Genomic DNA, 24,950 nt, shown 5'->3' on the forward strand with positions numbered 1-24,950 from the left:
AACCAAGGAGAGAAACTGACATGGCAGTAAGCGATTCGGCCGTCACGACCGCTGGCGCGTTCATCGGCGGTGGCATTGCGCTCGCCGGTGGTGCGATCGGTGCCGGCGTTGGTGACGGCCTGGCCGGTTCGTCGTACATCGAGGGCGTCGCCCGTCAGCCGGAGGCCCAGGGCCGTCTCCAGACGATCTTCTTCCTGACCGTCGGTCTGGTCGAGGCGATGTTCTTCATCAACCTGGCCTTCATGGCGCTGTTCGTCTTCGTCCTCGGCTGAGCAGGACGTAGAGCGAACCAGGCCACACCAAGCAAAGGACCGGATTGATGGTGCACGTGACCGCGGGACTCATCCCGCTGGCGAGCAACTTCCTGGTGCCCAACGGCACCTTCTTCGTCGAGCTGATCGCGTTCGGGATCATCGTCTGGCTCCTGGCGAAGTTCGTCATCCCCCCGATCAACCGGGCGATGACGGCGCGCCAGGACGCGATCAAGAAGGAGTTCGCCGACCTCGAAGAGGCCAAGGCCGCAGCCCACAAGGCCGAGGAAGAGTTCAAGGCGCAGATCGCCGACGCCCGCCACGAAGCCGCCAAGATCCGCGAGGAGGCACGCGAGCAGGGCGCCCAGATCGTGGGCGAGGCTCGCGAACAGGCCCAGGCCGAGGCAGCCCGCATCGTCGAGCACGGACACGCACAGGTCCGCGCCGAGCGTCAGCAGGCCGTGGCCTCGCTGCGTGCCGAGGTCGGCACGCTGGCCATCGACCTCGCCGGCCGGATCGTGGGCGAGAGCCTCGACGACGACGAGCGCAGCACCCGTGTCGTCGACCGGTTCCTGGCCGACGTCGAGTCGATGCAGGCCGCCGAGGCAACCGCTCAGGACGGAGACCGCTGATGCTGCGTGGCGCCTCCGCCGAGGCCAGGCAGGAGCTGGCCTCCCGTCTCGAGGGAATCTCGGGCGACACCGCGACCCTCGGTGAGGAGCTGTTCGCTGTCGCGTCGGTCCTCCGCGGCGAGGCTGCGGTGCGACGGATCGCCACGGACGCCTCCATCGAGGGTGACGCCAAGGCCGGCCTGATCGGCAACGTCTTCGGCAACGCCCTCGGCTCCGACGCCGTCGACCTGGTCAAGGACGCCGTCCGGCGCCGCTGGACGTCACCGCGCGACCTGGCCGACGTGATCGAGTACCTCGGCGTGCTGGCCACGGTCCGTTCCGCCGGCGACGACGGTGGCCGGGTCAGCGACGAGCTGTTCGAGGTGCGCCAGACGGTGGACGGCCACGAGCCCCTGCGCTCGGCGCTGTCCGACCCGGCTCGCACGGTTGCCGACAAGCGCGGCCTGCTGCAGCAGCTGTTCGAGGGCAAGGTGCAGCCGGCCACCCTGGTGCTCGTGGGCCAGGCGGTCAGCGGCAGCCACGGCTCCGTGGACCGCGGGCTCGAGGAGTTCCAGCACGTTGCGGCCGAGGCCAAGGACGAGAGGATCGCGACGGTGCACACCGCGCGGGAGCTCGCCGACGACGAGCGCGAGCGGCTGACGCAGGCGCTCTCGCGCCAGTACGCCACCTCGGTCCACCTGCAGGTCGTGGTCGACCCCGACGTCGTCGGCGGCCTCCGGGTCGAGATCGGTGACGACGTCATCGACGGCACCGTGTCCAGCAAGCTCGAGGACGCCCAACGCAAGCTCGCCGGCTGACCGGCACCCAGACCACTCCAGAAGACGTAAAAGAACCAGGGAAGAGGCACAGAACATGACGGAGCTTTCGATTCGTCCGGAGGAGATCCGCGACGCGCTCCAGAAGTACGTCGAGGACTACAAGCCCTCCGCCGCGAGCAAGGAGGAGGTCGGCACGGTCTCCGAGACCGCCGACGGCATCGCCCGGATCACCGGCCTTCCCTCAGCGATGGCGAACGAGCTGCTCGAGTTCGAGGACGGCACCCAGGGCATCGCCCTGAACCTCGACACCCGTGAGATCGGCGTCGTCGTCCTCGGTGACTTCGCCGGTATCGAGGAGGGCCAGACGGTCCGCCGTACGGGCGAGATCCTGTCGGTCCCGGTCGGCGACAAGTTCCTCGGTCGGGTCATCGACCCGCTCGGCACCCCGATCGACGGCCTCGGCGACATCGAGAACGAGGGCCGCCGCGCCCTCGAGCTCCAGGCTCCCGGCGTGATGGCCCGCAAGTCGGTGCACGAGCCGCTCGCGACCGGCATCAAGGCGATCGACTCGATGACCCCGATCGGTCGCGGTCAGCGCCAGCTGATCATCGGCGACCGCTCGACCGGCAAGACCACGATCGCCATCGACACGATCATCAACCAGAAGCAGAACTGGGAGACCGGCGACGAGGACAAGCAGGTCCGCTGCATCTACGTCGCCATCGGCCAGAAGGGCTCGACCATCGCCGCCGTGCGGGGCGCCCTCGAGGAGGCCGGCGCGCTGGAGTACACCACGATCGTGGCCTCTCCGGCGTCAGACTCCGCGGGCTTCAAGTACCTCGCCCCCTACACCGGCTCGGCCATCGGCCAGCACTGGATGTACGACGGCAAGCACGTCCTGATCGTCTTCGACGACCTGACCAAGCAGGCCGAGGCCTACCGCGCCGTGTCCCTGCTGCTGCGCCGCCCGCCGGGTCGTGAGGCCTACCCGGGCGACGTCTTCTACCTGCACAGCCGGTTGCTCGAGCGCTGCGCCAAGCTCTCCGACGACCTCGGCCACGGGTCGATGACCGGTCTGCCGATCATCGAGACCAAGGCCAACGACGTCTCGGCGTACATCCCGACCAACGTCATCTCGATCACCGACGGTCAGATCTTCCTGCAGTCCGACCTGTTCGCGTCCAACCAGCGCCCGGCGATCGACGTCGGTGTGTCGGTGTCGCGCGTGGGTGGTGCGGCCATGACCAAGGCGATGAAGACCGTCACCGGTTCGCTCAAGGTCGACCTGGCGCAGTTCCGCGCGATGGAGGCGTTCGCGATGTTCGCCTCCGACCTCGACGCGGCGTCGCGCCAGCAGCTCGACCGCGGTCAGCGGCTGATGGCGCTGCTCAAGCAGCCGCAGTACTCGCCGTACCCGCTCCAGGACATGACCGTGTCGCTGTGGCTGGGCACCTCCGGTCGCCTCGACCGGGTGCCGACCGAGGACGTGCTGCGCTTCGAGCAGGAGTTCCTCGACTTCGTACGCCGCTCACACGGTGACCTCCTCGACGCGATCGCCAGCAGCCAGAAGTTCGAGGACGAGACCGAGAGCGGGCTCGAGAAGGCCTACGACGACTTCCTCGACCAGTTCGAGACCAGCGAGGGCGGCTCGATCAAGGCCGGCCACGAGGAGCACGAGGCGCTCGAGGACGAGGACATCGACCAGGAGCAGATCGTCAAGCAGAAGAAGCAGGGCTGACCCATGGCTGTATCCCTGCGCGAGTACCGCGCGCGGATCAAGTCGACGGAGTCGATGAAGAAGATCACGCGTGCGATGGAGCTCATCGCTGCCTCGCGGATCATCAAGGCGCAGCAGCGTGCCCAGTCGGCGGCGCCGTACGCCCGCGAGCTGACCCGAGCGGTCTCCGCGGTGGCGACGTACTCCAACGTCGACCACCCCCTGACCACCGAGCCCGAGGACCCGAAGCGGGCCGCGATCCTGGTGATCACCAGTGACCGCGGGCTGGCCGGTGCCTACTCCTCGAGCGTGCTCAAGGAGGCCGAGCGGCTGCGGACCCGTCTCGAGGACGAGGGCAAGGAGGTCGACACCTACATCTCCGGACGCAAGGGCGAGGCCTACTTCCGCTTCCGCAACCGTCCGATCGTCGAGGCGTGGACCGGGCACAGCGACCAGCCCAACTTCGAGGTGGCGGAGGCCATCGGGCACAGCCTGATCGGCGCCTTCATCAACGACGAGCCCGAGGCCCGCACCATCCAGGACCACGGCCAGGACCGCGAGGTGCCGCCGGGGGTCGACGAGGTGCACGTGGTCTTCACGCAGTTCCGCTCGATGCTGGTGCAGGAGCCGCGTGACATCAGGCTGCTGCCGCTCGAGGTCGTCGAGGGCGAGGAGATGCCCGAGTCCGACGAGGTGCTGCCGCTCTACGAGTTCGAGCCGTCCCCCGAGGAGGTGCTCGACGGGCTGCTGCCGAAGTACGTCCAGAGCCGCATCTTCTTCGCGTTGCTGCAGGCCGCGGCTTCCGAGCTCGCGGCCCGTCAGAAGGCGATGAAGTCCGCGACGGACAACGCCGACGAGCTGATCAAGAAGTACACGCGGACCGCCAACCAGGCCCGCCAGGCCGGTATTACCCAGGAAATCAGCGAGATTGTCGGTGGCGTGAATGCGCTCGCCGACGCCCAAGCCGGGAGTGAGTGAGAAGACATGACTGCCACCGTTGAAGAGAACAAGACCGAGGGCGGCTCCACCGCCGTCGGTCGCATCGCCCGCGTGATCGGGCCCGTCGTCGACGTGGAGTTCCCGGTCGACAACATGCCGGAGATGTACAACAAGCTCGAGGTCGACCTCGAGCTGCTCGGCGAGACGCGTCTGCTCTCGCTCGAGGTCGCCCAGCACATCGGCGACGGCATGGTCCGCGCCATCTCGCTCCAGCCGACGGACGGGCTCGTCCGCGGCGCCGAGGTGCGCGACACCGGCGGCCCGATCTCGGTGCCCGTCGGCGACGTGACCAAGGGCCACGTGTTCAACGCGCTCGGCGAGTGCCTCAACCTCGAGGAGGGCGAGGAGCTCGACGTCAAGGAGCGTTGGGGCATCCACCGCAAGGCGCCCGCCTTCGACCAGCTCGAGTCCAAGACCGAGATGTTCGAGACCGGCATCAAGGTCATCGACCTGCTCGCGCCGTACGTCACGGGCGGCAAGATCGGCCTGTTCGGCGGCGCCGGTGTGGGCAAGACCGTGCTGATCCAGGAGATGATCGCCCGCGTCGCGAAGGACCACGGTGGTGTGTCCGTGTTCGCCGGCGTCGGCGAGCGCACCCGTGAGGGCAACGACCTGATCCAGGAGATGGAGGAGGCCGGCGTCATCGGCCAGACCGCCCTGGTCTTCGGCCAGATGGACGAGCCGCCGGGCACCCGGCTGCGCGTGGCGCTGTCGGGCCTGACGATGGCGGAGTACTTCCGCGACGTGCAGAACCAGGACGTGCTGCTGTTCATCGACAACATCTTCCGGTTCACGCAGGCCGGTTCCGAGGTCTCCACGCTGCTCGGCCGGATGCCGTCCGCGGTGGGCTACCAGCCCAACCTCGCCGACGAGATGGGCACGCTCCAGGAGCGGATCACCTCGACGCGTGGTCACTCGATCACCTCGATGCAGGCGATCTACGTGCCGGCCGACGACTACACCGACCCGGCGCCGGCGGCGACGTTCGCGCACCTCGACGCGACCACCGAGCTCTCGCGCGAGATCGCCTCGCTCGGCATCTACCCGGCGGTGGACCCGCTGACGTCGACCTCGCGGATCCTCGACCCGCAGTACATCGGCAAGGACCACTACGACTGCGCCGTGCGGATCAAGCAGATCCTCCAGCGCAACAAGGAGCTCCAGGACATCATCGCGATCCTCGGTGTCGACGAGCTCTCCGAAGAGGACAAGGTCATCGTGTCCCGCGCCCGCCGCATCCAGCGGTTCCTGTCGCAGAACACCTACGTGGCCAAGCAGTTCACCGGTCTCGAGGGTTCGACGGTCCCGATCGCCGACACCATCGAGGCGTTCAACAAGATCGCCGACGGTGACTACGACCACGTGGCCGAGCAGGCCTTCTTCATGTGCGGTGGTCTCGACGACGTCGAGCGCAAGTGGGAAGAGATCCAGAAGCAGACGGGGCAGAGCGACTCGTGAGCGACGACACCCTCCACGTCGAGCTGGTCGCTGCCGACCGCCTCGTGTGGTCCGGTGAGGCCACCGTGGTCAACGCGCGTACGGCGGGCGGCGAGATCGGCATCCTGGCCAACCACATGCCGGTACTGTCGCTGCTCGAGGCCGGCGTGATCGAGGTCGAGACCGCGGACGGCGAGACCTGGCTGGCTGCGGTCGACGACGGCTTCATCTCGGTGGCCGCCAACCGCGTCTCGATCCTGGCCAGTCACGCCGACCTGGCCCAGGACATCGACGCCGGTGAGGCCCGCTCGGAGCTCGAGCGGGTCCGCGGCGAGGACGACGACCACCGCACCAACGCCGAGGTCCGGCGGCTCGAGGCGCGCATCCGTGCCGCCGAGAGGGCGTCCTGATCACCAGCACCTCCTGACCGACGTTCGAGGGCCGCTCCGGGTTTCCGGGGCGGCCCTCGGCGGTCGTTGAGGCATCTCCTAGTCTGTGACCTCACCCATCGCGAGGCGGAACGAGGGACTCGATGCCGGTATGGCAATGGCTGCTGGACTCAGCAGGTGCCGTGCTGCTCGTCCTGCTGCTGTTCGGTGTCCTGCTCGTCGTACGACGCCGGGTGCTCTCGCGCAACGGCGGCACCTTCGAGCTCAGCGTCCGGGAGAGCCGGTCGGCCGAGGGCCGTGGCTGGGTGCTCGGCATGGGCCGCTACCGCGAGAACTCCCTGGAGTGGTTCCGCATCTTCTCCCCGTTCCCCGGCCCGCGCCGGACCTGGCGCCGCAACGACCTGAAGGTCCTCGGCCAGCGTGAGCCCGAGGGTGCCGAGGAGTTCGCGCTCTACGCCGGTCACGTGGTCGTCGTCTGCCGCACCCCCCGCGGCGAGGCCGAGCTGGCGATGAGCCCGAGCTCGCTGACCGGGTTGCAGTCCTGGCTCGAGGCGGGGCCTCCGGGGTCGCGGCCTTCGCGGTAGGAGGCGTCGTCGGCTGCCAGCCCGGTCCGCTTTGTACGCCGACCTAGGACTCAGCGCCCTCATCGGGTACGCCGCGCTCGCCGCCCGGCACCCAGAGCACGTCACCGTTCTCGCGGTTCGCGTGCCGGGCCAGGATGAACAGCAGGTCCGAGAGGCGGTTGAGGTAGGTGATCGCGAGGACGTTCATCGAGTCGGCGTACTCGCCGTACGCCGCCCAGGCGGATCGTTCGGCGCGCCGGCAGACCGTGCGGGCCACGTGCAGGTGGGCGGCCGCGAGGGTGCCGCCGTTGAGGATGAACGAGCGCAGCGTGGGCAGGTCCTCGTTGTAGTGGTCGCACCAGCCCTCGAGGCGGTCGACGTAGTCCTGCTCGATGCGCAGCGGCGGGTACTCCGGCTTCTCGACCACCGGGGTGCAGAAGTCGGCCCCGACGTCGAACAGGTCGTTCTGCACGTGGGTCAGCACCGCGACGACGTCGTCCTCCACACCGCCGGTCGCCAGCACGACGCCGAGCTGGGCGTTGGTCTCGTCGACATCGGCGTAGGCCTGCAGCCGCAGGTCGGTCTTGCCGGTCTCGCTCATGTCGCCGAGCCGCGTCGTCCCGGCGTCGCCGGTGCGCGTGTAGATCCGCGTCAGGTTGACCATGCCTCCACCCTAGAAGTCGCCTCACTAGAGTGACGAGCGTGGGCAGCTTCCGTGTGGTCTCCGAGGGTCCGCTGACCCGACCGCTGTCCGGGACGGTCCACGTCGGCGGGGCCAAGAACTCAGCGTTGAAGCTGATGGCCGGCGCGCTGCTCGCCCCCGGACGGTCGGTGATCCACAACGTGCCGAACATCCTCGACGTCGCCGTGATGGGGCAGCTCCTGCGCCAGCTCGGCTGCACGGTCGAGATCGCCTACCCGGGCGACGCCGACCCGACCTGCGAGTCGACCGCGGGACGGGCGACCATCGACGTCCCGGAGGAGCTCGAGCACAAGGCCCCCTACGAGCTGGTACGACGGCTGCGGGCATCGATCGCGGTCCTGGGTCCGCTCGTCGCCCGGTGTCATCGCGCGAGCGTCGCGCTTCCGGGTGGGGACGCGATCGGCTCGCGAGGTCTGGACATGCACATCCTCGGGCTGCAGGAGCTCGGGGCCGTCGTACGCATCGAGCACGGGCAGGTCGTCGCCGAGGTGCCCGGAGGTCTACGCGGCGCCAGCCTGTGGCTCGACTTCCCCTCGGTCGGAGCGACCGAGAACCTCCTGATGGCGGCGGTGATGGCCCAGGGCACCACGGTCATCGACAACGTGGCCCGCGAGCCCGAGATCATCGACCTGTGCGAGATGCTCGTCGCGATGGGGGCCCGCATCGACGGGGTGTCCACCTCCACCCTGGCCATCGAGGGGGTCGACCGGCTGCACCCTGTCGAGCACACGACCGTGACCGACCGGATCGTCACCGGCACCTGGGTCTTCGCCAGCGCCATCGCCGGTGGTGACCTGCACATCAGCGGCGGGGTGGCCCACCACCTCGACATCGTGCTCGACAAGCTGGTCGCCGCAGGGGCCGAGATCGTGCAGGGGGAGACCGGGTTCACGGTGAGCACCCACCAGCGACTCACCTCCTTCGACGTCGCGACGCTGCCGTACCCCGGTTTCCCGACCGACCTGCAACCGTTCGCCATGGCGCTGGCCTCGGTGTCCTCGGGCACGGCGATGATCACCGAGAACGTCTTCGAGGCGAGGTTCATGTTCGCCCAGGAGCTGGCCCGGCTCGGGGCCGACCTGCGCACCGACGGTCACCACGCCGTGGTCCGCGGCGTCCCCATGCTCTCTGGAGCCCCCGTCGTGGCCCACGACATCCGCGCGGGTGCGGCGCTGGTGCTGGCCGGGCTGGCCGCCCAGGGCACCACGGTGGTGGCCGAGTCGCAGCACATCGACCGCGGCTATCCGTGGTTCGCGGAGGCCCTCGCGTCGGTCGGGGCCGAGGTCAGCCGGCTGCCCGACTGAATAACGTTTCAGGATCAGTTGGCCTCCAGGGGTATTTTCGGAACTGCTCCGCGCGTCATGTAGTCAACAGGGCGCGACGCGCGCCGATAGTAGGGCTGGCAACGGGGAGGCCCCATGGAGCACGCGAGCGAGGACGGGTCGTTGAGCACGGCCCTGGAGCTCTCCGGCGCGCTCGACGTACGGCGCACCGCCGACGTCCGTGCCGCTGTCTACGCCGAGCTCACGAGGGGCACCGGCGACGTGATCGTCGACATCAGCCGCGTGGACTCCATCGACATGACGACCCTGAAGATGATCGCGGTGGCCAACCGGGTCGCCGAGCGCCAGGCCCGACGCGTGGTGCTGCGAGGCGCCTCTCCCGGCGTACGCCGAATGCTGCACCTCTCCCACATGCGCTGGATGATCCCGGTCGAGCCGTACGACGCCGTCGTCGCCCCGCCCCAGGAACCCCCTCCACCGCGCTCCGCGGTGTGACCCATCACGCAGGGTGAGCCAGCCAACAAGCCTTACCCACCGGTACGGATCGGGCCTACCCTCAGCCACATGAGCGAGAACCCCCCTGTGCGGCCCGAGAAGGACCGTCCGTGGGTGATGAGGACCTATGCCGGTCACTCGTCCGCGGCCGAGTCCAACAAGCTCTACCGGATGAACCTCGCCAAGGGACAGACCGGCCTGTCGGTGGCCTTCGACCTGCCCACGCAGACCGGCTACGACCCCGACTCACCGCTCGCCCGCGGCGAGGTGGGCAAGGTCGGGGTGCCGATCCCGCACCTCGGCGAGATGCGCCGCCTGTTCGAGGAGATCCCGCTCACCGAGATGAACACCTCGATGACGATCAACGCCACGGCCATGTGGCTGCTGGCCCTCTACCAGGTCGTCGCCGAGGAGCAGAACCCCGACCTCGAGCCGCTCGAGGTCGCCCACCAGCTCGCCGGCACCACCCAGAACGACATCATCAAGGAGTACCTCTCCCGCGGGACCTATGTGTTCCCGCCCGAGCACTCGCTCCGGCTGATCTCCGACGTCATCTCCTACACAGTCAACGAGATCCCGAAGTGGAACCCGATCAACATCTGCAGCTACCACCTGCAGGAGGCCGGCGCGACGCCGACCCAGGAGCTGGCCTACGCCCTGTGCACCGCGATCGCCGTGCTCGACACCGTGCGCGACTCCGGCCAGGTCGAGCCCGAGGACTTCGCCAAGGTCGTCGGCCGCATCTCCTTCTTCGTCAACGCGGGCGTGCGTTTCGTCGAGGAGACCTGCAAGATGCGCGCCTTTGTGCGGCTGTGGGACGAGATCACCCGCGAGCGCTACGGCGTCACCGACGAGAAGATGCGTCGCTTCCGCTACGGCGTGCAGGTCAACTCGCTCGGGCTGACCGAGGCCCAGCCCGAGAACAACGTGCAGCGCATCGTGCTCGAGATGCTCGGCGTGACGTTGAGCAAGAACGCCCGCGCCCGCGCCGTACAGCTGCCGGCGTGGAACGAGGCACTCGGCCTGCCCCGTCCCTGGGACCAGCAGTGGTCGTTGCGGCTCCAGCAGGTGCTCGCCTTCGAGTCCGACCTGTTGGAGTACGACGACATCTTCGAGGGCTCCGTCGTCATCGAGGCCAAGGTGGCCCAGCTCGTCGAGGACGCCCGTGCCGAGATGGACCGGGTCCAGGCGATGGGCGGTGCGATCGCGGCCGTGGAGTCCGGCTACATGAAGCAGCAGCTGGTCAGCTCGCACTCCGCCCGTCGGGCTGCCATCGAGAGTGGCGAGGACATCGTGGTCGGCGTGAACCGGTTCGAGACCACCGAGCCGTCCCCGTTGACCGCCGACCTCGACGCCGCCATCCAGGCCGCGGACCCCGAGGCCGAGCGGGCCGCGATCTCCGGGCTGGAGGAGTGGCGGGCGCAGCGCGACCAGGGCGAGGTCGACGCCGCGCTCGCGGCCCTCGCCGATGCCGCGAAGACCGACGCCAACCTGATGGAGGCCACCCTCGTCGCCGCCCGCGCCGGCGCGACCACGGGGGAGTGGGCCGGCACCTTGCGCGAGGTGTTCGGTGAGTTCCGGGCCCCGACCGGGGTGTCGGGGGCGGTGGGGGTGGCCGACGCCGGTGCGGAGCTCACCGAGGTCCGGGAGCTGGTCAGGTCGACCGGCGAGGAGCTCGGCGGGCGACTGCGGCTGCTGGTCGGCAAGCCGGGTCTGGACGGGCACTCCAACGGCGCCGAGCAGGTCGCCGTCCGTGCGCGCGACGCCGGCTTCGAGGTCGTCTACCAGGGCATCCGGCTCACCCCCGAGCAGATCGTGGCCGCGGCGGTGGCCGAGGACGTGCACTGCGTCGGGCTCTCGATCCTGTCCGGGTCACACATGGAGCTGGTGCCCGACGTGCTCGACCAGATGAGAGCGGCGGGGATCGGGGACATCCCGGTGATCGTCGGCGGCATCATCCCCGACCGGGATGCGCAGGCTCTCAAGGAGCTGGGTGTGGCCGCGGTGTTCACGCCCAAGGACTTCAGCCTCACGCAGGCCATGGCGGGGATCGTCCGGGCGATCCGCGAGGCCCACCAACTGGTCTAGAAAACGGTCAGGTCAATCCGGACTTGCCCGTCAGTTGCGCGTTCCGGGAGCCTCCGGCGTCGTAGTCTGCCTCAGGACGTCACGTGCGGCCGGGAGACTGGGCTGCCTCGGGCTCGACGCAAGGCGGATCGACACATGGAGATGCTGCACGACGAGGAGCAGTGGAAGTACGACGCGCTCGCGGACATGGTGCAAACGTCCGACGACGCGATCGTGCTGGCTGACCCCTCGGGCGTGGTCGTGCTCGCCAACAAGGCGGCCGGCGAGGTGGTCGGCGTACCTCCCGAGGCCATGCCCGGGCACACCGTCGAGGACTTCGGGCGTGAGTCGATGCACGCCTTCCAGAAGATCGCGGTCGCGGCCGTGGTGGACAACAACATCGAGATCACCGTCCGCGACGCCAAGCTGAGCCACACCAACGGCACCTCGACCACCGTCGACCTGACCCTGAGCCCGACGCGCACCGACCAGGGACCGTTCGTGGCCATCGGCATGCGCGAGCCCAATGACAAGTACCGCCAGACCAAGCTGTTCCGCGGCCTGCTCGAGGCGGCGCCCGACGGCATGGTCATCGTCAACCGTGACGGGGTCATCGTCCTGGTCAACGCCCAGGTCGAGCGGCTCTTCGGCTACGAGCGCGCCGAGCTCGTCGGGGAGTCCGTCGAGATCCTCGTGCCCGACCGCTTCTCCGGCATGCACATGGCGTTCCGCTCCGGCTACGTCAGTGAGCCGCGCACCCGTCCGATGGGCCTGGCCGGTGACCTGCACGCCCGTCGCAAGGACGGGTCCGAGTTCCCGGTGGAGGTGACGCTCTCGCCGCTCGAGACCGACGAGGGACTGCTCGTCTCGGCCGCCGTGCGCGACATCTCCGAGCGCCGCCGCATGCAGGAGGAGAACGACCGGGTCAAGGACGAGTTCTTCGCCACGGTGTCCCACGAGCTGCGCACCCCGCTGACCTCGATGATCGGGTACGGCGAGCTGATGACCGATCTCGAGGAGCTCAGCCCGCAGGGCCAACGGTTCCTCTCGGTGATCGTGCGCAGTGCCGAGCGCGAGCTCCGTCTCGTTGACGACCTGCTCACGCTGGTGGCGATCGAGGAGTCCGGGCTGGCGATCCGCTCCGCCGAGATCGACCTGGAGCGCGTGGTGCGGGAGGCGGTCGAGGCGGCTCGGCCGCGCGCCGAGGAGGCCCGGCTGTCCCTGTCCATGGAGACGCCCGGGACCGCCGTACCCATGTACGGCGACCGCGACCGCCTCGGGCAGGCCATGGACAACGTGCTCTCCAACGCGATCAAGTTCACCCCCACTGACGGCCGCGTCCGGGTCGTGCTGCGCACCGGCGCGACGTCGGCCGAGATCGATGTCGTCGACACCGGCATCGGCATCGGTGACGAGGACCCCGATGCCCTGTTCGAGCGGCTGTTCCGCTCCCAGACCGCGGTGGCGCAGCAGACGCCGGGCGCCGGTCTCGGGCTGACCATCGCGCTGGCGATCGTCGAGGCCCACGCCGGCACCATCGAGGTCGTGGAGAGCGGCACCGGGGGGACCACCTTCCGGATGACCTTCCCGCTCCGGCCGACCGGTTCGGCCTCGTCCTGACCGCATTGGTCTAGATCAACCGGTCGCCGTCTGCCCACCACGCGAGCAAATGTTGCTGCCGTGCCATTTGGTGACGTAAACAGAAACCTCATCTGCATTCCTCGGGAAAAGGGGAAGAATTCCTTCGGCTGATCCGGAAAATGGATATGCGGCAACATGTACGAAATGCCCTGACGCGCCCTCTCGGACGGCCTTTTCTTTCCCTCGTCGTGCTGGCGTCCGCCCTGGTCCTCTCGGCCACGGCGGCGCCGCCGTCGCCGGCCCGCGCAGCCGACCCCACCTGCACGATCTCCGCCAAGCTGGTCAACTCCTGCCGGCCCTGGCTCGGCGCCGAGTCCGGTGGCTACGGTCCCACGGGTCTGCGCGCCTCCATGCTGGCGCACGAGGCCAGCATCGGCCGCCAGCTCGACATCGTCCACGAGTACCTCGGCACCGGGAACATCACGCTGACCAGCGACATCGTCACGCTCGCCAAGCGGGCGAACACGATCGCGCTGGTCAACTGGCGCGTGGTCAGCAAGTGGGCCAGCGGTGACGGGCGCACCGCGAGCGTGAACACGCAGATCGACAACATGGCCAACAGCATCAAGGCGTTGGGCACCACCAAGATCATGCTCACGGTGAGCCACGAGCCCGAGAACGACATCTCGCCGGGTGGGGGGCCCGCCTGCACGACGTACAGCGGCGGCTCGGGCACGACCGCCGACTACGTGAACATGTGGCACAACGTGCGCGCCCGTTTCGACGCGCTCGGGGTCACCAACGTGGTGTGGGTGATGAACTTCATGGGCTACGAGGGCTGGAACTGCGTGGAGAACGCCGTCTGGCCGGGCAACGACTACGTCGACTGGGTGATGTGGGACCCCTACCCACGCAACTCCACCTGGGCCTACCACGTAGGCGGCTTCTACAACTGGCTGACGACGCACAGCGACGCCGAGCACAACTACCTCTCCAAGCCGTGGGGCCTGGCCGAGTTCGGCAACATCGGCACCAGCCAGGCCAACGTCTACCAGATGTACGACGACGCCAAACGGGGCGTGGACAACAACACCTACCCCCGCCTCAAGGCCTACGTGGTCTGGGACCAGCACACCTCGTCCAGCTCCGACGTACGCATCGGCTACGACCACTACTCGGTGTCCGACCCGGTCGAGCTACAGCACTACAACGCCTTCGCCAACGACCCGTTGCTGACCGGCACCGGTGTCCCCGACCCGGTCGACACGACCTCTCCGACGGTCGTCAGCACCGCGCCCGACGACGCAGCGACCGTGTCCGGGACGGTGGACGTGACCGGCTCGGCCACCGACGACGTGGGGGTGACGTCGGTGAACCTGCTCGTCGACGGCCAGTCGGTGGCGACCACCGCCCCCTTGACCGACGGCAGCGTGTCAGTGAGCTGGAACAGTGCCAGCCTCCCCAACGGGAGCCACACGCTGCAGCTGCGGGCCCGGGACGCCGCTGGCAACATCGGGCTCTCCGCTGTCGCGACGGTGACGGTGCAGAACGTCGACGACGAGGCGCCGACGCCGCCCGGCAACCTCACCGCCGTGTGGGGCAAGCCGAGCCAGGTGACGCTCGCCTGGTCGGCTGCCACCGACAACGCCGCGGTGACCGGTTACCGCGTCTACCGCGACGGTGTGACCACTCCTCTCGCCACCGTGCCGGCCACCGCCCGCGGCTACGTCGACCCCGGCATCGCCAACCTGAGCAACCACCACTACACGGTCACCGCCGTCGATGCGGCCGGGCACGAGAGCGACCCCAGCAACGAGGCCGTCGTCGATGCCGGCGACGACACCCCGCCGGGGAAGCCCACTGCTTCGGCCTCGCTCACCGGACCGGCCCAGGCCACGGTGACGTGGACCGACGTCGTCGACAACGTGGGCGTGACCGGTTACCGCGTCTATCGCGGGAGCTCCCTGGTCGGAACCGTCACCGACGGCAGCGACACCCTGGTCGAGGACGGTCTCGACGACGGGGTCACCTACTACTACCGCGTGATCGCCTACGACGCGGCCGCGAACACCAGCACGCCCAGCGACCCGGTCGCGGTCACCACTCCCGACGTGACGGCGCCGACCACGCCCGTCAACCTGAAGGCGGTGTCGGCCCCGACCAGCGTCGCGCTGACCTGGAGCGCCGCGACCGACAACGTGGGTGTCGCGAACTATGTCGTCTACCGCGACGGCTTGCCACAGGCGACGCTGAACGGTACGACGACCAGCTGGACCGACACCGCGCCGGTCGGCACCACACTGCACCGTTATCGGGTGATGGCCCGTGACGCGGCGGGCAACGCCAGTGGCCTGAGCAACGAGGTGGCGCGCAGCCTGGCCGACACGACCCCACCCACCGCACCCACGCGACTGACCGGCTCGCTCTCCGGCGGCACGGTGCGGCTCACCTGGACGGCCTCGACCGATGCCGTCGGCGTGACCGGCTACACGATCTACCGGGGTGGGGTGTCCATCGGGACGTCGACGACTCCGTCGTACACCGACAGCACGCCGCCGCCCGGAAGGGCGTCGAACTACACCGTGCGGGCGCGCGACGCGGCCGGGAACACCAGTGCCGCCTCCACCGCGGTCAGCGTGACGGTTCCGGCCGACAAGACGGCACCCTCGGCACCGGGCAGCCTGCGCCTCACGATCGGTGCGACCGGCACGCGCCAGATCACGCTGAGCTGGACGGCCGCGACCGACAACGTGGGTGTGGCCAGCTACTACGTCTACCGCGGCAACTCCAAGTACCGGCTGCTCGGCAACGTGACGAGCTTCGCGGACACCGGGCTGACCGCGGGGACGAAGTACACCTACAAGGTCTACGCGATCGACGCCGCGGGCAACTGGAGCAGCCCGACAGCCAGCGTCAGCGGAACGGCTCGTTAGGCCGTGCGGAGGCGCGACAGCTGGAGAGCCGCACGCGCCGCCGTGCTCGTGGCGCTGGCGTCGGCTCTCCTCGTCGCGGCTCCGTCCGCGTCTCCGGCCAGTGCTGCCGACCCGGTGTGCACGATCTCCGCCAAGCTGGTCAACTCGTGCCGGCCGTGGGTCGGCGCCGAGTCGGCCAACTACGGCCAGAGCACCTTCCGGGCCCGGATGCTCGAGCACGAGACGCGCCTCGGGCGCCAGCTCGACATCGTGCACGCCTACCTCGGCGCCGGTGCCACCGCGTTGACCCCCGACATGGTCACCATGGCCAAGCGGCCGGGGACGATCGGGCTCTACAACTGGCGGGTGTCGCTGAACTGGGCGGCGGGCGGGGGAGACAACGCCACCGTGAACGGCCAGATCGACCAGATGGCCGCCAGCATCAAGGCCCTCGGGACGACCAAGATCATGCTCACCGTCTTCCACGAACCGGAGTCGGCCGTGTCGAGCGGCGGCTCGCCGAGCTGTCCCACCCTCAAGCTCACCGGCACCGGAGGCACGACGGCCGACTACGTGAACATGTGGCACAACGTGCGCGAGCGCTTCGATGCGCTGGGCGTGACCAACGTCGTCTGGGTGATGAACTACGTCGGCTACGTCTCGAGCTTCTGCATGGCGCGCGACCTGTGGCCGGGCAACGACTACGTCGACTGGGTGATGTGGGACCCCTACCCGGCGGTCGGCACGTGGGCTGCGGTCGTCGGCTCGTTCTACAACTACCTGACCGCCAACAGCGACGCCGACCACGACTTCTTGTCCAAGCCGTGGGGACTGGCCGAGTTCGGTTACATCGGCACCAACCAGGCTGCGGCGTACGCGATGTACGACGACGCGGCCCGCGCGATCCACGACAACACCTTTCCCAAGCTCAAGGCCTACGCCGTCTGGGACAACTGGACCTCGAGCAGCCACGACGACCGGGTCGGCTACACCCAGGGTCACGTCCTCGACCCCGTCGAGCAGCAGCACTACAACGCCCTCGCCAACGACCCTGCACTGATCGGCACCGCCGTGCCCGAGCCGACCGACCAGGCGCCACCGACCGTCGTACGCCTCACGCCCGAGGACGGAGCAGCCGTCAGTGGCACGGTCGAGGTGACCGGCACGGCCTCCGACGACGTCGGGCTCGAGTCGGTCCAGCTCCTGGTCGACGACAGTCCCGCCGGGAGCGCGACGCCGGACGGGGACGGCCACGTCACCATCGCCTGGAACAGCGGGAGCGTCGCCAACGGCACCCACTCGCTCCGGCTCTGGGCGCGGGACACCTCCGGCAACACAGCCCTCTCCGATCCGGCCGGAGTGACGGTGTACAACGCCGACGTTGAGGCGCCCTCCGTCCCGCAGAACCCGGCGGCGTCCTGGAGCAGGGGCGTCGGCGTGACCCTGACGTGGTCGGCATCGACCGACAACCTGGCCGTCACCGGCTATCGCATCTACCGCGACGGTGACCCGTTCACCACGCTGGGCTCGACCGACACCGAGTACGTCGATGACGACGTCGCCAACCTCAGCACGCACACTTATGCCGTCGCCGCCCTCGACGCTGCCGGCAACGAGAGCGACCCCAGCGGCTCACGCCAGGTCACCGCCGGCGACGACACGGCGCCGACGATCCCGGCCGCGGGCGCCGACCTCACCGCTCCCCATGAAGCGACGGTGTCGTGGGTCGAGTCGACCGACAACCACGACGTGGCCGGCTATCGGGTCTATCGCGACGGGAGCCCGGTCGCCGATGTCGCGGGCACGGTCACCACCTGGGTCGACGACGGACTGGACGACGTCACGAGCTACACCTACCGCGTCTCGGCCTACGACGCCTCCGGCAACGAGAGCGACCGCAGCGACCCTGCCGTCGTGACCACCACGGACAGCACCGCCCCCGGCGTGCCGGCCAACCTGCGCGCCGTCTCGGCCCCGGCGAGCGTGTCGCTGACCTGGAACGCCTCGACCGACAACGTCGCCGTGACCAACTACGTGGTCTACCGCGACGGGCTGCCCGTGATGACGCTGGGCGGTACGACGACCTCGTGGACCGACAGCGCCCTGGTCGGCAGCACCCTGCACCGCTACCAGGTCACCGCCCGCGACGCGACCGGCAACGAGAGCGCGAAGAGCAACGAGGTCGCGAGGACGGTGGCCGACACGACCGCACCCACAGCGCCGACGCGGCTGGCCGGATCGTTGTCGGGCCTCACCGTCCGCCTGACGTGGACGGCCTCCACCGATGCCGTCGGCGTGACCAGCTACACCGTCTATCGCGGCGGTGTCGCGATCGGCACCAGCACCATGCCGGCGTACACCGACGCCACGCCGCCGCTCGGGAAGGCCTCGAGCTACACCGTGCGGGCCCGCGACGCGGCCGGCAACACCAGCGCGGCATCGAGCGCGGTCAGCGTCACGGTGCCCACCGACAAGACCGCTCCGACCACACCGGGCAGCGTGCGACTCACGGTCGGAACCACCGGAACCCGCCAGATCACCGTCGCGTGGAACGCCTCCACCGACAACGTCGGCGTCACCGGCTACTACCTCTACCGGGCCAACGCGAAGTACAAGCTGCTCGGCAAGGTCACGAGCTACGTCGACACCGGGTTGAGGGCCGGTACCAAGTACACCTACAAGGTCTACGCCCTCGACGCCGCCGGCAACTGGAGCGGGGCCTCGGCCAGCGTGAGCGGGACCGCTCGCTAGAAGAGACGGAGCGAGGGGTCGTCCATCCCGCGCAGCAGGTCGTAGTCGACCACGGCGCACGCGATCCCGCGGTCGGTCGCGAGCACCCTGGCCTGCGGCTTGATCTCCTGGGCGGCGAAGATGCCGCGCACCGGGGCCAGCAGAGGGTCGCGGTTGAGCAGCTCGAGATAGCGGGTCAGCTGCTCCACACCGTCGATCTCGCCCCGGCGCTTGATCTCGACGGCGACCGACCTGCCGTCGGCGTCGCGGCACATCAGGTCGACCGGGCCGATCGCGGTCGGGAACTCGCGACGCACCAGCGTCAGGCCGTCGGACAGCGTGGCGGGGTGCTCGGCGAGCAGCTCCTGGAGGTGCTTCTCGACGCCGTCCTTCTGCAGCCCCGGGTCGACGCCGAGGTCGTGGCTGGAGTCGTGCAGCACCTCCTCGATCAGGATGCGCAGGCTGTCGCCGGTCTTGGCATCGACCGTCCACTCGACCTGGCCGTCCTCGGTGGTGCCCTCGCGGACGGTACAGGGTGGGCTCATCCAGTTCAGCGGCTTGTAGGAGCCGCCGTCGGAGTGCACCAGCACCGATCCGTCGGACTTGAGCATCAGCACCCGGGTGGCCATCGGCAGGTGAGCGGTCAGGCGTCCGGCGTAGTCGACCTGACAGCGGGCCACGACGAGTCTCACGAGCGGAGAATCTACCTCCACCCCGGCCTGCCATGCTGGTCCGGTGGCGCGAGTGGTCGTGGTGGGAGCAGGGGTCATCGGCCTGTCCTGCGCCGTGCGGCTCGCCGAGGCCGGGCACCGGGTCGACGTGCTCGCCCGTGAACTGCCGCTCGAGACGACCTCGGTAGTGGCGGCTGCGCTCTGGTATCCCTACAAGGCGCTGCCGGCCGAACGGGTGACCGCCTGGTCCGCCACGTCGTACGACGCCTTCGCGGAGCTGGCCAAGGAGGACACCGGCGTCCGGATGCTGCCTGGGACCGAGGTGCTGCACGAGCGCACCGCGGATCCGTGGTGGTCGGGCGCCGTACCGGACCTCGAGCACGTCGCCCCGCCCCCGTCGTACGCCGACGCGTGGAGGTTCACCGCCCCGGTCATCGACATGCCCGTCTACCTGCGCTGGCTGCGTGGCCGGCTGGACGAGCTCGGCGGCACCCTGACACGGATGGCGCTCGCCGCGTTGCCGCAGTCCGAGGACGTGGTCGTCAACTGTTCCGGACTGGGCTCTCGTCGGCTGGCGAGCGATCTCGACCTCCACCCGGTCCGGGGGCAGGTCGTGCTGGTCGAGGGCGTCTCGCTGGACCGGTGGTGGCTCGACTCGGCGGGTCCGACGTACGTCGTCCCGCGCAGCGACATCGTCGTGGCCGGCGGCACCGACCAGGACGGTGACTGGAGCCGGACCCCGTCGCCCGAGATCGCCGAGGAGATCCTCCGCCGTGCCTCCGCGCTCGTGCCGGAGCTGGCCCGGGCGCGCGTGGTCGCCCACCGGGTCGGGCTGCGCCCGGTACGACCGGCCGTGCGCCTGGAGGCCGAGGGGCGGGTGATCCATTGCTACGGCCACGGCGGGGCCGGTGTCACCGTGAGCTGGGGCTGCGCCGACGAGGTGACCGCCCTGGTGGGTGGACTGGTGGCTGCGCCGGGCTAGGCGCGGGGGATGTCCCTGCCCGTCGGGGCGTACTCCACCAGCAGCAGCCGACCGTCCAGGACGCGGTGGTCGGCCAGCTCGAGGTCGGTCGACGAGACGTCCGCGAAGGCGGCCTCTCGACCGTCGTGGCCGGCGAGGAGCGGAAAGGTCATCAGCCGGAGCCGGTCGACGAGTCCGGCGTCGATCAGCTGCCGTCCGACGGACAGGCTGCCGACGGTGCGCAACGGCACCTCGCTCTCGTCCTTGAGCCGCCGGATCTCGTGGACCAGCTCGTCGGAGCAGATCCTGGTGTTCGCCCATTCCGCCTCGCGCAACGTGCGTGAGAAGACGACCTTGTCCAGCTCGGTCATCCGGCGCCAGGACGCGTCCTGGGCGTCCTCGGGGATGGCCGCCAGCACCTCGTAGGTACGCCGCCCCATCACCATCAGGTGCGGCTCCTCCAGCTGTGCAGTGTTCCACGCGTCGAGGTCGGGGCCGAAGTAGCCGAAGTACCCCGGCAGCCCGTCACTTCCGGCCCATCCGTCGACCGAGAGGAAGATGTCGACTGTCACCGTGGTCATCTGTGCTCCTTTGCCCGAGTTTCGGTGTCATCAGTGCAGACCCGTGGCGAAGCCGGATCTCATCGGAGCGGCACAGCCGCGGTCGGCCCCCAGACGTGAGCGGACACACAATCAGCCCCCCAAAGGGCCGTGGCAGGATGCGCGTCATGGCACGTGACTTCAAGACCATCGGCGTTGTCGGACTGGGCACCATGGGTGCCGGCATCACGGAGGTGTTCGCCCGCAACGGGTACGCCGTCGTGGGTGTGGAGGTCGACGACGACGGGATGGAGCGTGGTCGCCAGCACCTCGAGCACTCCACGGCGCGGGCCGTCTCGCGCGGCAAGCTGAGCGAGGAGGAGGCACAGCAGCTGCACGACCGGGTCACCTTCGCCACCTCGATGGAGGAGCTCAAGGACGCCGACCTGGTCGTCGAGGCGGTGGTGGAGTCCATCGAGATCAAGAAGCAGATCTTCAAGCAGCTCGAGGGGATCGTCTCCGAGGACGCCATCCTCGCCACCAACACCTCCTCGCTGTCCGTCACCGAGATCTCCACCGCCAACTCCCACCCCGGTCGGGTGATCGGCGTTCACTTCTTCAACCCGGCGCCCGTCCAGGGCTTCGTCGAGATCGTGCAGACCGTCGTGACCGAGCCGAGCGTGCTCGAGGACGTCTCCGGGCTGGTGCAGGCGCTCGGCAAGAACCCCGTCGTGTGCGGCGACAAGGCCGGGTTCATCGCCAACACGCTGCTGTTCGGCTACCTCAACCACGCGGTGTCCATGTACGAGCAGCGCTACGCCTCCCGCGAGGACATCGACGCGGCGATGCGGTTCGGCTGCGGCTACCCGATGGGTCCGTTGGCCCTGCTCGACCTGATCGGCCTGGACACGGCGTACGAGATCCTGGAGACGATGTACCGCCAGGGCCGCGACCGGCTGCACGCGCCGGCGCCGATCCTCAAGCAGATGGTCACCGCCGGCATGCTCGGCCGCAAGACCGGCAAGGGGTTCTACACCTACGAGCACGCCGACAGCCCGGTCGTCGTCGACGACGACAAGACGCCCTCGGCCGACGACAAGCCGGAGCTCAAGCACGACATCAAGCTGGTCGGCGTGGTCGGCACCGGCACCATGGCGACCGGCATCGTCGAGGTCTTCGCCAAGGGTGGGTACGACGTGATCTACGTCGGCCGTTCCGAGGAGAAGGTCGCCAAGGTCGCCCAGACCATCGAACGCTCGCTGGACAAGGCGATCCAGCGCGGCAAGCTCGACGAGGCCGCCAAGGACGAGGTGCTCGGTCGGCTCACCGGCTCGACCTCCCTCGACGACCTCGGCCAGGTCGACATCGCGGTCGAGGCGATCGCCGAGGACCTCAAGATCAAGACCACTCTGTTCGAGAACCTCGACGAGATCTGCAAGCCCGGCGCGATCCTCGCGACCACGACCTCCTCGCTGCCGATCATCGAGTGTGCCCAGGCCACCACCCGGCCCCAGGACGTCGTCGGGATGCACTTCTTCAACCCGGCACCGATCATGAAGCTGGTGGAGGTCGTCTCCACCGTCTCGACGTCCGAGGACGTCACCGAGACGACCCAGGCCCTGTGCGGCAAGCTCGGCAAGGTGGCGGTCTCCTGCGGCGACCGCGCCGGGTTCATCGTCAACGCGCTGCTCTTCCCCTACCTCAACGACGCCATCAAGATGCTCGAGGCCCACTACGCGACCGCCGACGACATCGACACCGCCATGAAGCAGGGGTGTGCCTTGCCGATGGGGCCGTTCGAGCTGCTGGACGTGGTCGGCAACGACGTCTCGCTGGCGATCCAGCGCGAGCTCTACCTCGAGTTCCGTGAGCCCGGGTTCGCCCCGGCCCCGTTGCTCGAGCACCTCGTCACCGCGGGCTACCTCGGCCGCAAGACGAAGCGAGGGTTCCGCGACTACAGCAACCGCTGACGGTCCTCGCGCCGCTTGCTGCGGCGTCGCCAGACCACCAGTCCCGTGATCACCAGCACGGCCAGTAAGACGGCGGCGCCCTTGCCGATGGTGGAGGCGATCTTCTCGTAGGAAGCGCCGGCGAAGTACCCGACGAGGCAGAACGTGATGCCCCACGTGATGCCACCGATGGCGTTCCACAGCAGGAACACGGGGTAGCGCATCCGGCTCAGTCCGGCGATGCCCGGCATCATGGCCCGGAGGAAGGCGGTCCACCGGCCCAGGAAGACGGCCGGACCGCCGCGACGGCGCAGGCTCGCCTGGGCCGCGTCGAGCTGAGGCTGGTACTTGCGCAGGGACCTGAGCTGCAGGACGCGTGGTCCGAGGTGCTTGCCGACCTCGTAGCCGACGGTGTCGCCGACGATGGCACTGATCACGACGATGACGGTCAGGGTGACGATGTCGAGGTGGCTCTGGCTCGCCATCAGCCCGCCGAGGAGCACGGCCGTCTCACCGGGGATCACGAACCCGGCGAAGAAAGCGGACTCGCCGAAAACCAGCAGGGCGATGATCGTGTAGGCGAGAGCCGGTGGGACCGACCGGATGCCATCCAACAGGCTGTGCACCATTTGCCACGACCCTACGCAGGTGACCCTGCACGAGACCTGACCGCGGTGGTATCTCCCTTGCCCCGCCGGACTCCTTGACCTGCGAGGACCGTCTGCCCGGGACGTCCCGGACCGAGGAGAACACCATGCACGCGCCGATCCGCATGACCACCGTCGTCACGAACATGCTCGACGCCAACTCACCGCGGCTCGTGACGCCGCGTCGCGGCACGTCGCGTCGGAACCACTGAGGAACGGGCCACTCCGATGCGCCGATCCATCACCGTCGCTGCCGTCCTCGCCAGCCTGGCAGTCTTCGCTCCCGCGGCCGTGGCCGTCCCGGTCGCCCAGCACACATCCGCGCGAGCGGCTGCCTGTCACCGGACCTTGAAGCACTACCCGGTGCTCCGGCCCGGCGCCCATCGTCCGGCGGTGCGCACCCTCCAGTGCGTGCTGAACGACGACGGCTACGGACCCGTGGTCGTCGACGGAGCCTACGGTCCCCAGGCGCGTGCCGCCGTACGCCGCGTCGAGAACGGCTTCGAAGGACCGGCACCCCACCCCGGCCGGATCAACAACGGCTTCTGGGTGCTCCTGTTCGGCCAGCACCTGCCCGACCGCGACCTCAGCCCCGGCCAGCACGGACCGGCGATCCGCACCCTCCAACGTGCCCTGCGCGCCGCCGGCGGCCGCCTCGCCGTCACCGCCACGTTCGGGGCGAGGACGCGCCACGTCGTACGCCACTACCAACGCAGCCAGGGAGTTCCCGTCACCGGCGTGGTCGACGAGCGCACCCGCTTCTTCCTCGCCATGGGCGGCGTCATCGGCCACCAGAACTGAAGCGGCGGCCCGGGGTCTGGGGGAGCACCCGTAATCTGGGCGGCATGGGGTTCCTCGTCTTCCTGGTGCTGCTCGCGGTGGCCGCTCTCGTGGTGCGCGCCGTCGTCCAGGGCAACAAGCGCAAGGCTCTGGAGCGCAAGCAGGCCGAGCTCGAGCCGGTGCGCAAGCTGGCCTTCGAGGACGTGACGGCTCTCGGCGAGGAGCTGCAGGAGCTCGACACCGATCTGGCCGGCAGCGAGCTCGAGCCCGGCGCCAATGCCGACTACCAGCGCGCGCTCGACGCCTACGAGTCGGCGAAGACCGCCGCCGACACGATCACCGAGCCCGAGCAGGTCAGGCACGTCACCGAGATCCTCGAGGACGGACGCTACGCGATGGCCTGCGTGCGGGCGCGTGTCGCCGGCGCGCCGCTGCCGACCCGTCGGCCGCCGTGCTTCTTCGACCCGCGGCACGGCCTCTCGGTCGAGGACGTGCCCTACGCGCCGCCGGGCGGCAGCCTGCGCGACGTACCCGCGTGCGCCCTCGACGCCGAGCGCGTGCGGGCCGGAGCCGAGCCCGACATCCGCAAGGTGATGGTCGGCTCCCAGCGGGTGCCCTACTGGCAGGGCGGACGCGCCTACCAGCCCTACGCCCAGGGTTACTTCGGTGGCTTCGGGATGATGGACATGATGTTCATGGGGATGCTCTTCGGCGGTGGCTTCGACGGTCTCGGTGACGGGATCGGCGCGATCGGCGAGGGGCTCGGCGAAGGCATCGGCTCCATCGGCGACGGCATCGGCGGCATGTTCGACGGCGTCGGCGACATGTTCGACGGTTTCGACTTCTGATTGTTCGACGGTCCGGCTTCTGGTGATCTGCCGGTAAC

General features: G+C 69.2%; 22 protein-coding genes. 18 read left to right on the forward strand and 4 right to left on the reverse strand.

Going from position 1 to position 24,950, the window contains the following annotated elements:
- Positions 1-20 precede the first annotated feature (20 nt).
- From H976_RS0121475 to H976_RS0121510, 8 genes are all read left to right on the forward strand, one after another.
- Positions 21-272, forward strand: a complete 252-nt coding sequence (locus H976_RS0121475) for a F0F1 ATP synthase subunit C (protein WP_027863204.1) — start codon at positions 21-23, stop codon at positions 270-272.
- 47 nt (positions 273-319) lie between these two features.
- A complete protein-coding gene (locus H976_RS0121480; protein ID WP_027863205.1) occupies positions 320-883 on the forward strand; it encodes a F0F1 ATP synthase subunit B in 564 nt (187 codons plus the stop codon).
- Positions 883-1,680, forward strand: a complete 798-nt coding sequence (locus H976_RS0121485; protein ID WP_051277279.1) for a F0F1 ATP synthase subunit delta — start codon at positions 883-885, stop codon at positions 1,678-1,680. Before H976_RS0121480 ends, H976_RS0121485 begins: the two co-directional genes overlap by 1 nt.
- A 55-nt stretch (positions 1,681-1,735) precedes the next feature.
- Positions 1,736-3,379: a F0F1 ATP synthase subunit alpha gene (gene atpA / locus H976_RS0121490; protein WP_027863207.1), complete on the forward strand. Its 1,644-nt coding sequence runs from the start codon at positions 1,736-1,738 to the stop codon at positions 3,377-3,379.
- Between the two features lie 3 nt (positions 3,380-3,382).
- A complete protein-coding gene (locus H976_RS0121495) occupies positions 3,383-4,336 on the forward strand; it encodes a F0F1 ATP synthase subunit gamma (RefSeq protein ID WP_027863208.1) in 954 nt (317 codons plus the stop codon).
- A gap of 6 nt (positions 4,337-4,342) precedes the next feature.
- Positions 4,343-5,815 carry a F0F1 ATP synthase subunit beta gene (gene atpD / locus H976_RS0121500; RefSeq protein ID WP_027863209.1) on the forward strand — a complete coding sequence of 491 codons (1,473 nt, stop codon included), beginning with the start codon at positions 4,343-4,345 and terminating at the stop codon, positions 5,813-5,815.
- Positions 5,812-6,204 (forward strand): F0F1 ATP synthase subunit epsilon, encoded by a 393-nt coding sequence (locus tag H976_RS0121505; protein WP_027863210.1) that lies wholly within the window; start codon positions 5,812-5,814, stop codon positions 6,202-6,204. The genes atpD and H976_RS0121505 overlap by 4 nt, the downstream gene beginning before the upstream one ends.
- A 122-nt stretch (positions 6,205-6,326) precedes the next feature.
- Positions 6,327-6,767, forward strand: a complete 441-nt coding sequence (locus H976_RS0121510) for a DUF2550 domain-containing protein (protein WP_027863211.1) — start codon at positions 6,327-6,329, stop codon at positions 6,765-6,767.
- Between the two features lie 43 nt (positions 6,768-6,810).
- On the opposite strand, the gene H976_RS0121515 is transcribed toward H976_RS0121510, so the two are convergent.
- Entirely contained in the window at positions 6,811-7,410 is a 600-nt protein-coding gene (locus tag H976_RS0121515) for a cob(I)yrinic acid a,c-diamide adenosyltransferase (RefSeq protein ID WP_027863212.1), read from the reverse strand.
- A gap of 38 nt (positions 7,411-7,448) precedes the next feature.
- Here H976_RS0121515 and murA point away from each other — a divergent pair, with 38 nt between their 5' ends.
- The 6 genes from murA to H976_RS29260 all read left to right on the forward strand — a co-directional run bounded on the left by murA (position 7,449) and on the right by H976_RS29260 (position 18,538).
- Positions 7,449-8,753 (forward strand): UDP-N-acetylglucosamine 1-carboxyvinyltransferase, encoded by a 1,305-nt coding sequence (murA, locus tag H976_RS0121520; protein ID WP_231389013.1) that lies wholly within the window; start codon positions 7,449-7,451, stop codon positions 8,751-8,753.
- Between the two features lie 114 nt (positions 8,754-8,867).
- Positions 8,868-9,227: an STAS domain-containing protein gene (locus H976_RS27865; protein ID WP_051277281.1), complete on the forward strand. Its 360-nt coding sequence runs from the start codon at positions 8,868-8,870 to the stop codon at positions 9,225-9,227.
- Positions 9,228-9,296: 69 nt separating this feature from the next.
- Entirely contained in the window at positions 9,297-11,315 is a 2,019-nt protein-coding gene (locus H976_RS0121530) for a protein meaA (protein WP_027863214.1), read from the forward strand.
- A 135-nt stretch (positions 11,316-11,450) separates the two neighbouring features.
- Positions 11,451-12,914 carry a PAS domain S-box protein gene (locus H976_RS27870; RefSeq protein WP_051277283.1) on the forward strand — a complete coding sequence of 488 codons (1,464 nt, stop codon included), beginning with the start codon at positions 11,451-11,453 and terminating at the stop codon, positions 12,912-12,914.
- A gap of 209 nt (positions 12,915-13,123) precedes the next feature.
- On the forward strand, positions 13,124-15,808 hold the full coding sequence (locus H976_RS31035; RefSeq protein ID WP_051277284.1) for an Ig-like domain-containing protein: 2,685 nt from the start codon (positions 13,124-13,126) through the stop codon (positions 15,806-15,808).
- A gap of 3 nt (positions 15,809-15,811) precedes the next feature.
- Positions 15,812-18,538, forward strand: coding sequence for an Ig-like domain-containing protein (locus H976_RS29260; protein ID WP_155918629.1), 2,727 nt, complete (start codon positions 15,812-15,814; stop codon positions 18,536-18,538).
- Here H976_RS29260 and nucS read toward each other — a convergent pair.
- On the reverse strand, positions 18,535-19,209 hold the full coding sequence (nucS, locus tag H976_RS0121560) for an endonuclease NucS (RefSeq protein ID WP_027863215.1): 675 nt from the start codon (positions 19,207-19,209) through the stop codon (positions 18,535-18,537). The two genes, H976_RS29260 and nucS, sit on opposite strands and share 4 nt — an antisense overlap.
- 43 nt (positions 19,210-19,252) lie before the next feature.
- Between nucS and H976_RS0121565 the strand changes: the two genes are divergently transcribed.
- On the forward strand, positions 19,253-20,170 hold the full coding sequence (locus H976_RS0121565) for an FAD-dependent oxidoreductase (protein WP_027863216.1): 918 nt from the start codon (positions 19,253-19,255) through the stop codon (positions 20,168-20,170).
- Here the strand turns inward: H976_RS0121565 and H976_RS0121570 are convergent.
- Complete coding sequence (locus H976_RS0121570; RefSeq protein ID WP_027863217.1) at positions 20,167-20,730, reverse strand: dihydrofolate reductase family protein; 564 nt, start codon at positions 20,728-20,730, stop codon at positions 20,167-20,169. The genes H976_RS0121565 and H976_RS0121570 overlap by 4 nt on opposite strands.
- 146 nt (positions 20,731-20,876) lie before the next feature.
- Between H976_RS0121570 and H976_RS0121575 the strand changes: the two genes are divergently transcribed.
- Positions 20,877-22,658, forward strand: coding sequence for a 3-hydroxyacyl-CoA dehydrogenase family protein (locus H976_RS0121575; RefSeq protein ID WP_027863218.1), 1,782 nt, complete (start codon positions 20,877-20,879; stop codon positions 22,656-22,658).
- On the opposite strand, the gene H976_RS0121580 is transcribed toward H976_RS0121575, so the two are convergent.
- Positions 22,643-23,266, reverse strand: a complete 624-nt coding sequence (locus H976_RS0121580; protein WP_196804176.1) for a DedA family protein — start codon at positions 23,264-23,266, stop codon at positions 22,643-22,645. The genes H976_RS0121575 and H976_RS0121580 overlap by 16 nt on opposite strands.
- Before the next feature lie 246 nt (positions 23,267-23,512).
- On the opposite strand from H976_RS0121580, the gene H976_RS0121590 reads away from it, so the two are divergent.
- Positions 23,513-24,085 carry a peptidoglycan-binding protein gene (locus tag H976_RS0121590; RefSeq protein WP_027863220.1) on the forward strand — a complete coding sequence of 191 codons (573 nt, stop codon included), beginning with the start codon at positions 23,513-23,515 and terminating at the stop codon, positions 24,083-24,085.
- A gap of 44 nt (positions 24,086-24,129) precedes the next feature.
- A complete protein-coding gene (locus H976_RS0121595) occupies positions 24,130-24,912 on the forward strand; it encodes a hypothetical protein (protein ID WP_027863221.1) in 783 nt (260 codons plus the stop codon).
- Positions 24,913-24,950: the final 38 nt, after the last annotated feature.

This window comes from Marmoricola sp. URHB0036 (assembly GCF_000426045.1).
GTDB lineage: Bacteria > Actinomycetota > Actinomycetes > Propionibacteriales > Nocardioidaceae > Marmoricola.

What these genes read in the sequence shown, in the direction of transcription:
- atpA (WP_027863207.1), top strand. Translation starts at nt 1,736, where the DNA reads ATGACGGAGCTTTCGATTCGTCCGGAGGAGATCCGCGACGCGCTCCAG.
- H976_RS0121475 (WP_027863204.1), top strand. Translation starts at nt 21, where the DNA reads ATGGCAGTAAGCGATTCGGCCGTCACGACCGCTGGCGCGTTCATCGGC.
- H976_RS0121590 (WP_027863220.1), top strand. Translation starts at nt 23,513, where the DNA reads ATGCGCCGATCCATCACCGTCGCTGCCGTCCTCGCCAGCCTGGCAGTC.
- H976_RS0121595 (WP_027863221.1), top strand. Translation starts at nt 24,130, where the DNA reads ATGGGGTTCCTCGTCTTCCTGGTGCTGCTCGCGGTGGCCGCTCTCGTG.
- H976_RS27865 (WP_051277281.1), top strand. Translation starts at nt 8,868, where the DNA reads ATGGAGCACGCGAGCGAGGACGGGTCGTTGAGCACGGCCCTGGAGCTC.
- atpD (WP_027863209.1), top strand. Translation starts at nt 4,343, where the DNA reads ATGACTGCCACCGTTGAAGAGAACAAGACCGAGGGCGGCTCCACCGCC.
- H976_RS0121510 (WP_027863211.1), top strand. Translation starts at nt 6,327, where the DNA reads ATGCCGGTATGGCAATGGCTGCTGGACTCAGCAGGTGCCGTGCTGCTC.
- H976_RS0121485 (WP_051277279.1), top strand. Translation starts at nt 883, where the DNA reads ATGCTGCGTGGCGCCTCCGCCGAGGCCAGGCAGGAGCTGGCCTCCCGT.
- H976_RS0121530 (WP_027863214.1), top strand. Translation starts at nt 9,297, where the DNA reads ATGAGCGAGAACCCCCCTGTGCGGCCCGAGAAGGACCGTCCGTGGGTG.
- H976_RS0121480 (WP_027863205.1), top strand. Translation starts at nt 320, where the DNA reads ATGGTGCACGTGACCGCGGGACTCATCCCGCTGGCGAGCAACTTCCTG.
- H976_RS0121575 (WP_027863218.1), top strand. Translation starts at nt 20,877, where the DNA reads ATGGCACGTGACTTCAAGACCATCGGCGTTGTCGGACTGGGCACCATG.
- H976_RS27870 (WP_051277283.1), top strand. Translation starts at nt 11,451, where the DNA reads ATGGAGATGCTGCACGACGAGGAGCAGTGGAAGTACGACGCGCTCGCG.
- H976_RS0121570 (WP_027863217.1), bottom strand. Translation starts at nt 20,730, where the DNA reads ATGACCACGGTGACAGTCGACATCTTCCTCTCGGTCGACGGATGGGCC.
- H976_RS0121580 (WP_196804176.1), bottom strand. Translation starts at nt 23,266, where the DNA reads ATGGTGCACAGCCTGTTGGATGGCATCCGGTCGGTCCCACCGGCTCTC.
- H976_RS0121515 (WP_027863212.1), bottom strand. Translation starts at nt 7,410, where the DNA reads ATGGTCAACCTGACGCGGATCTACACGCGCACCGGCGACGCCGGGACG.
- H976_RS0121495 (WP_027863208.1), top strand. Translation starts at nt 3,383, where the DNA reads ATGGCTGTATCCCTGCGCGAGTACCGCGCGCGGATCAAGTCGACGGAG.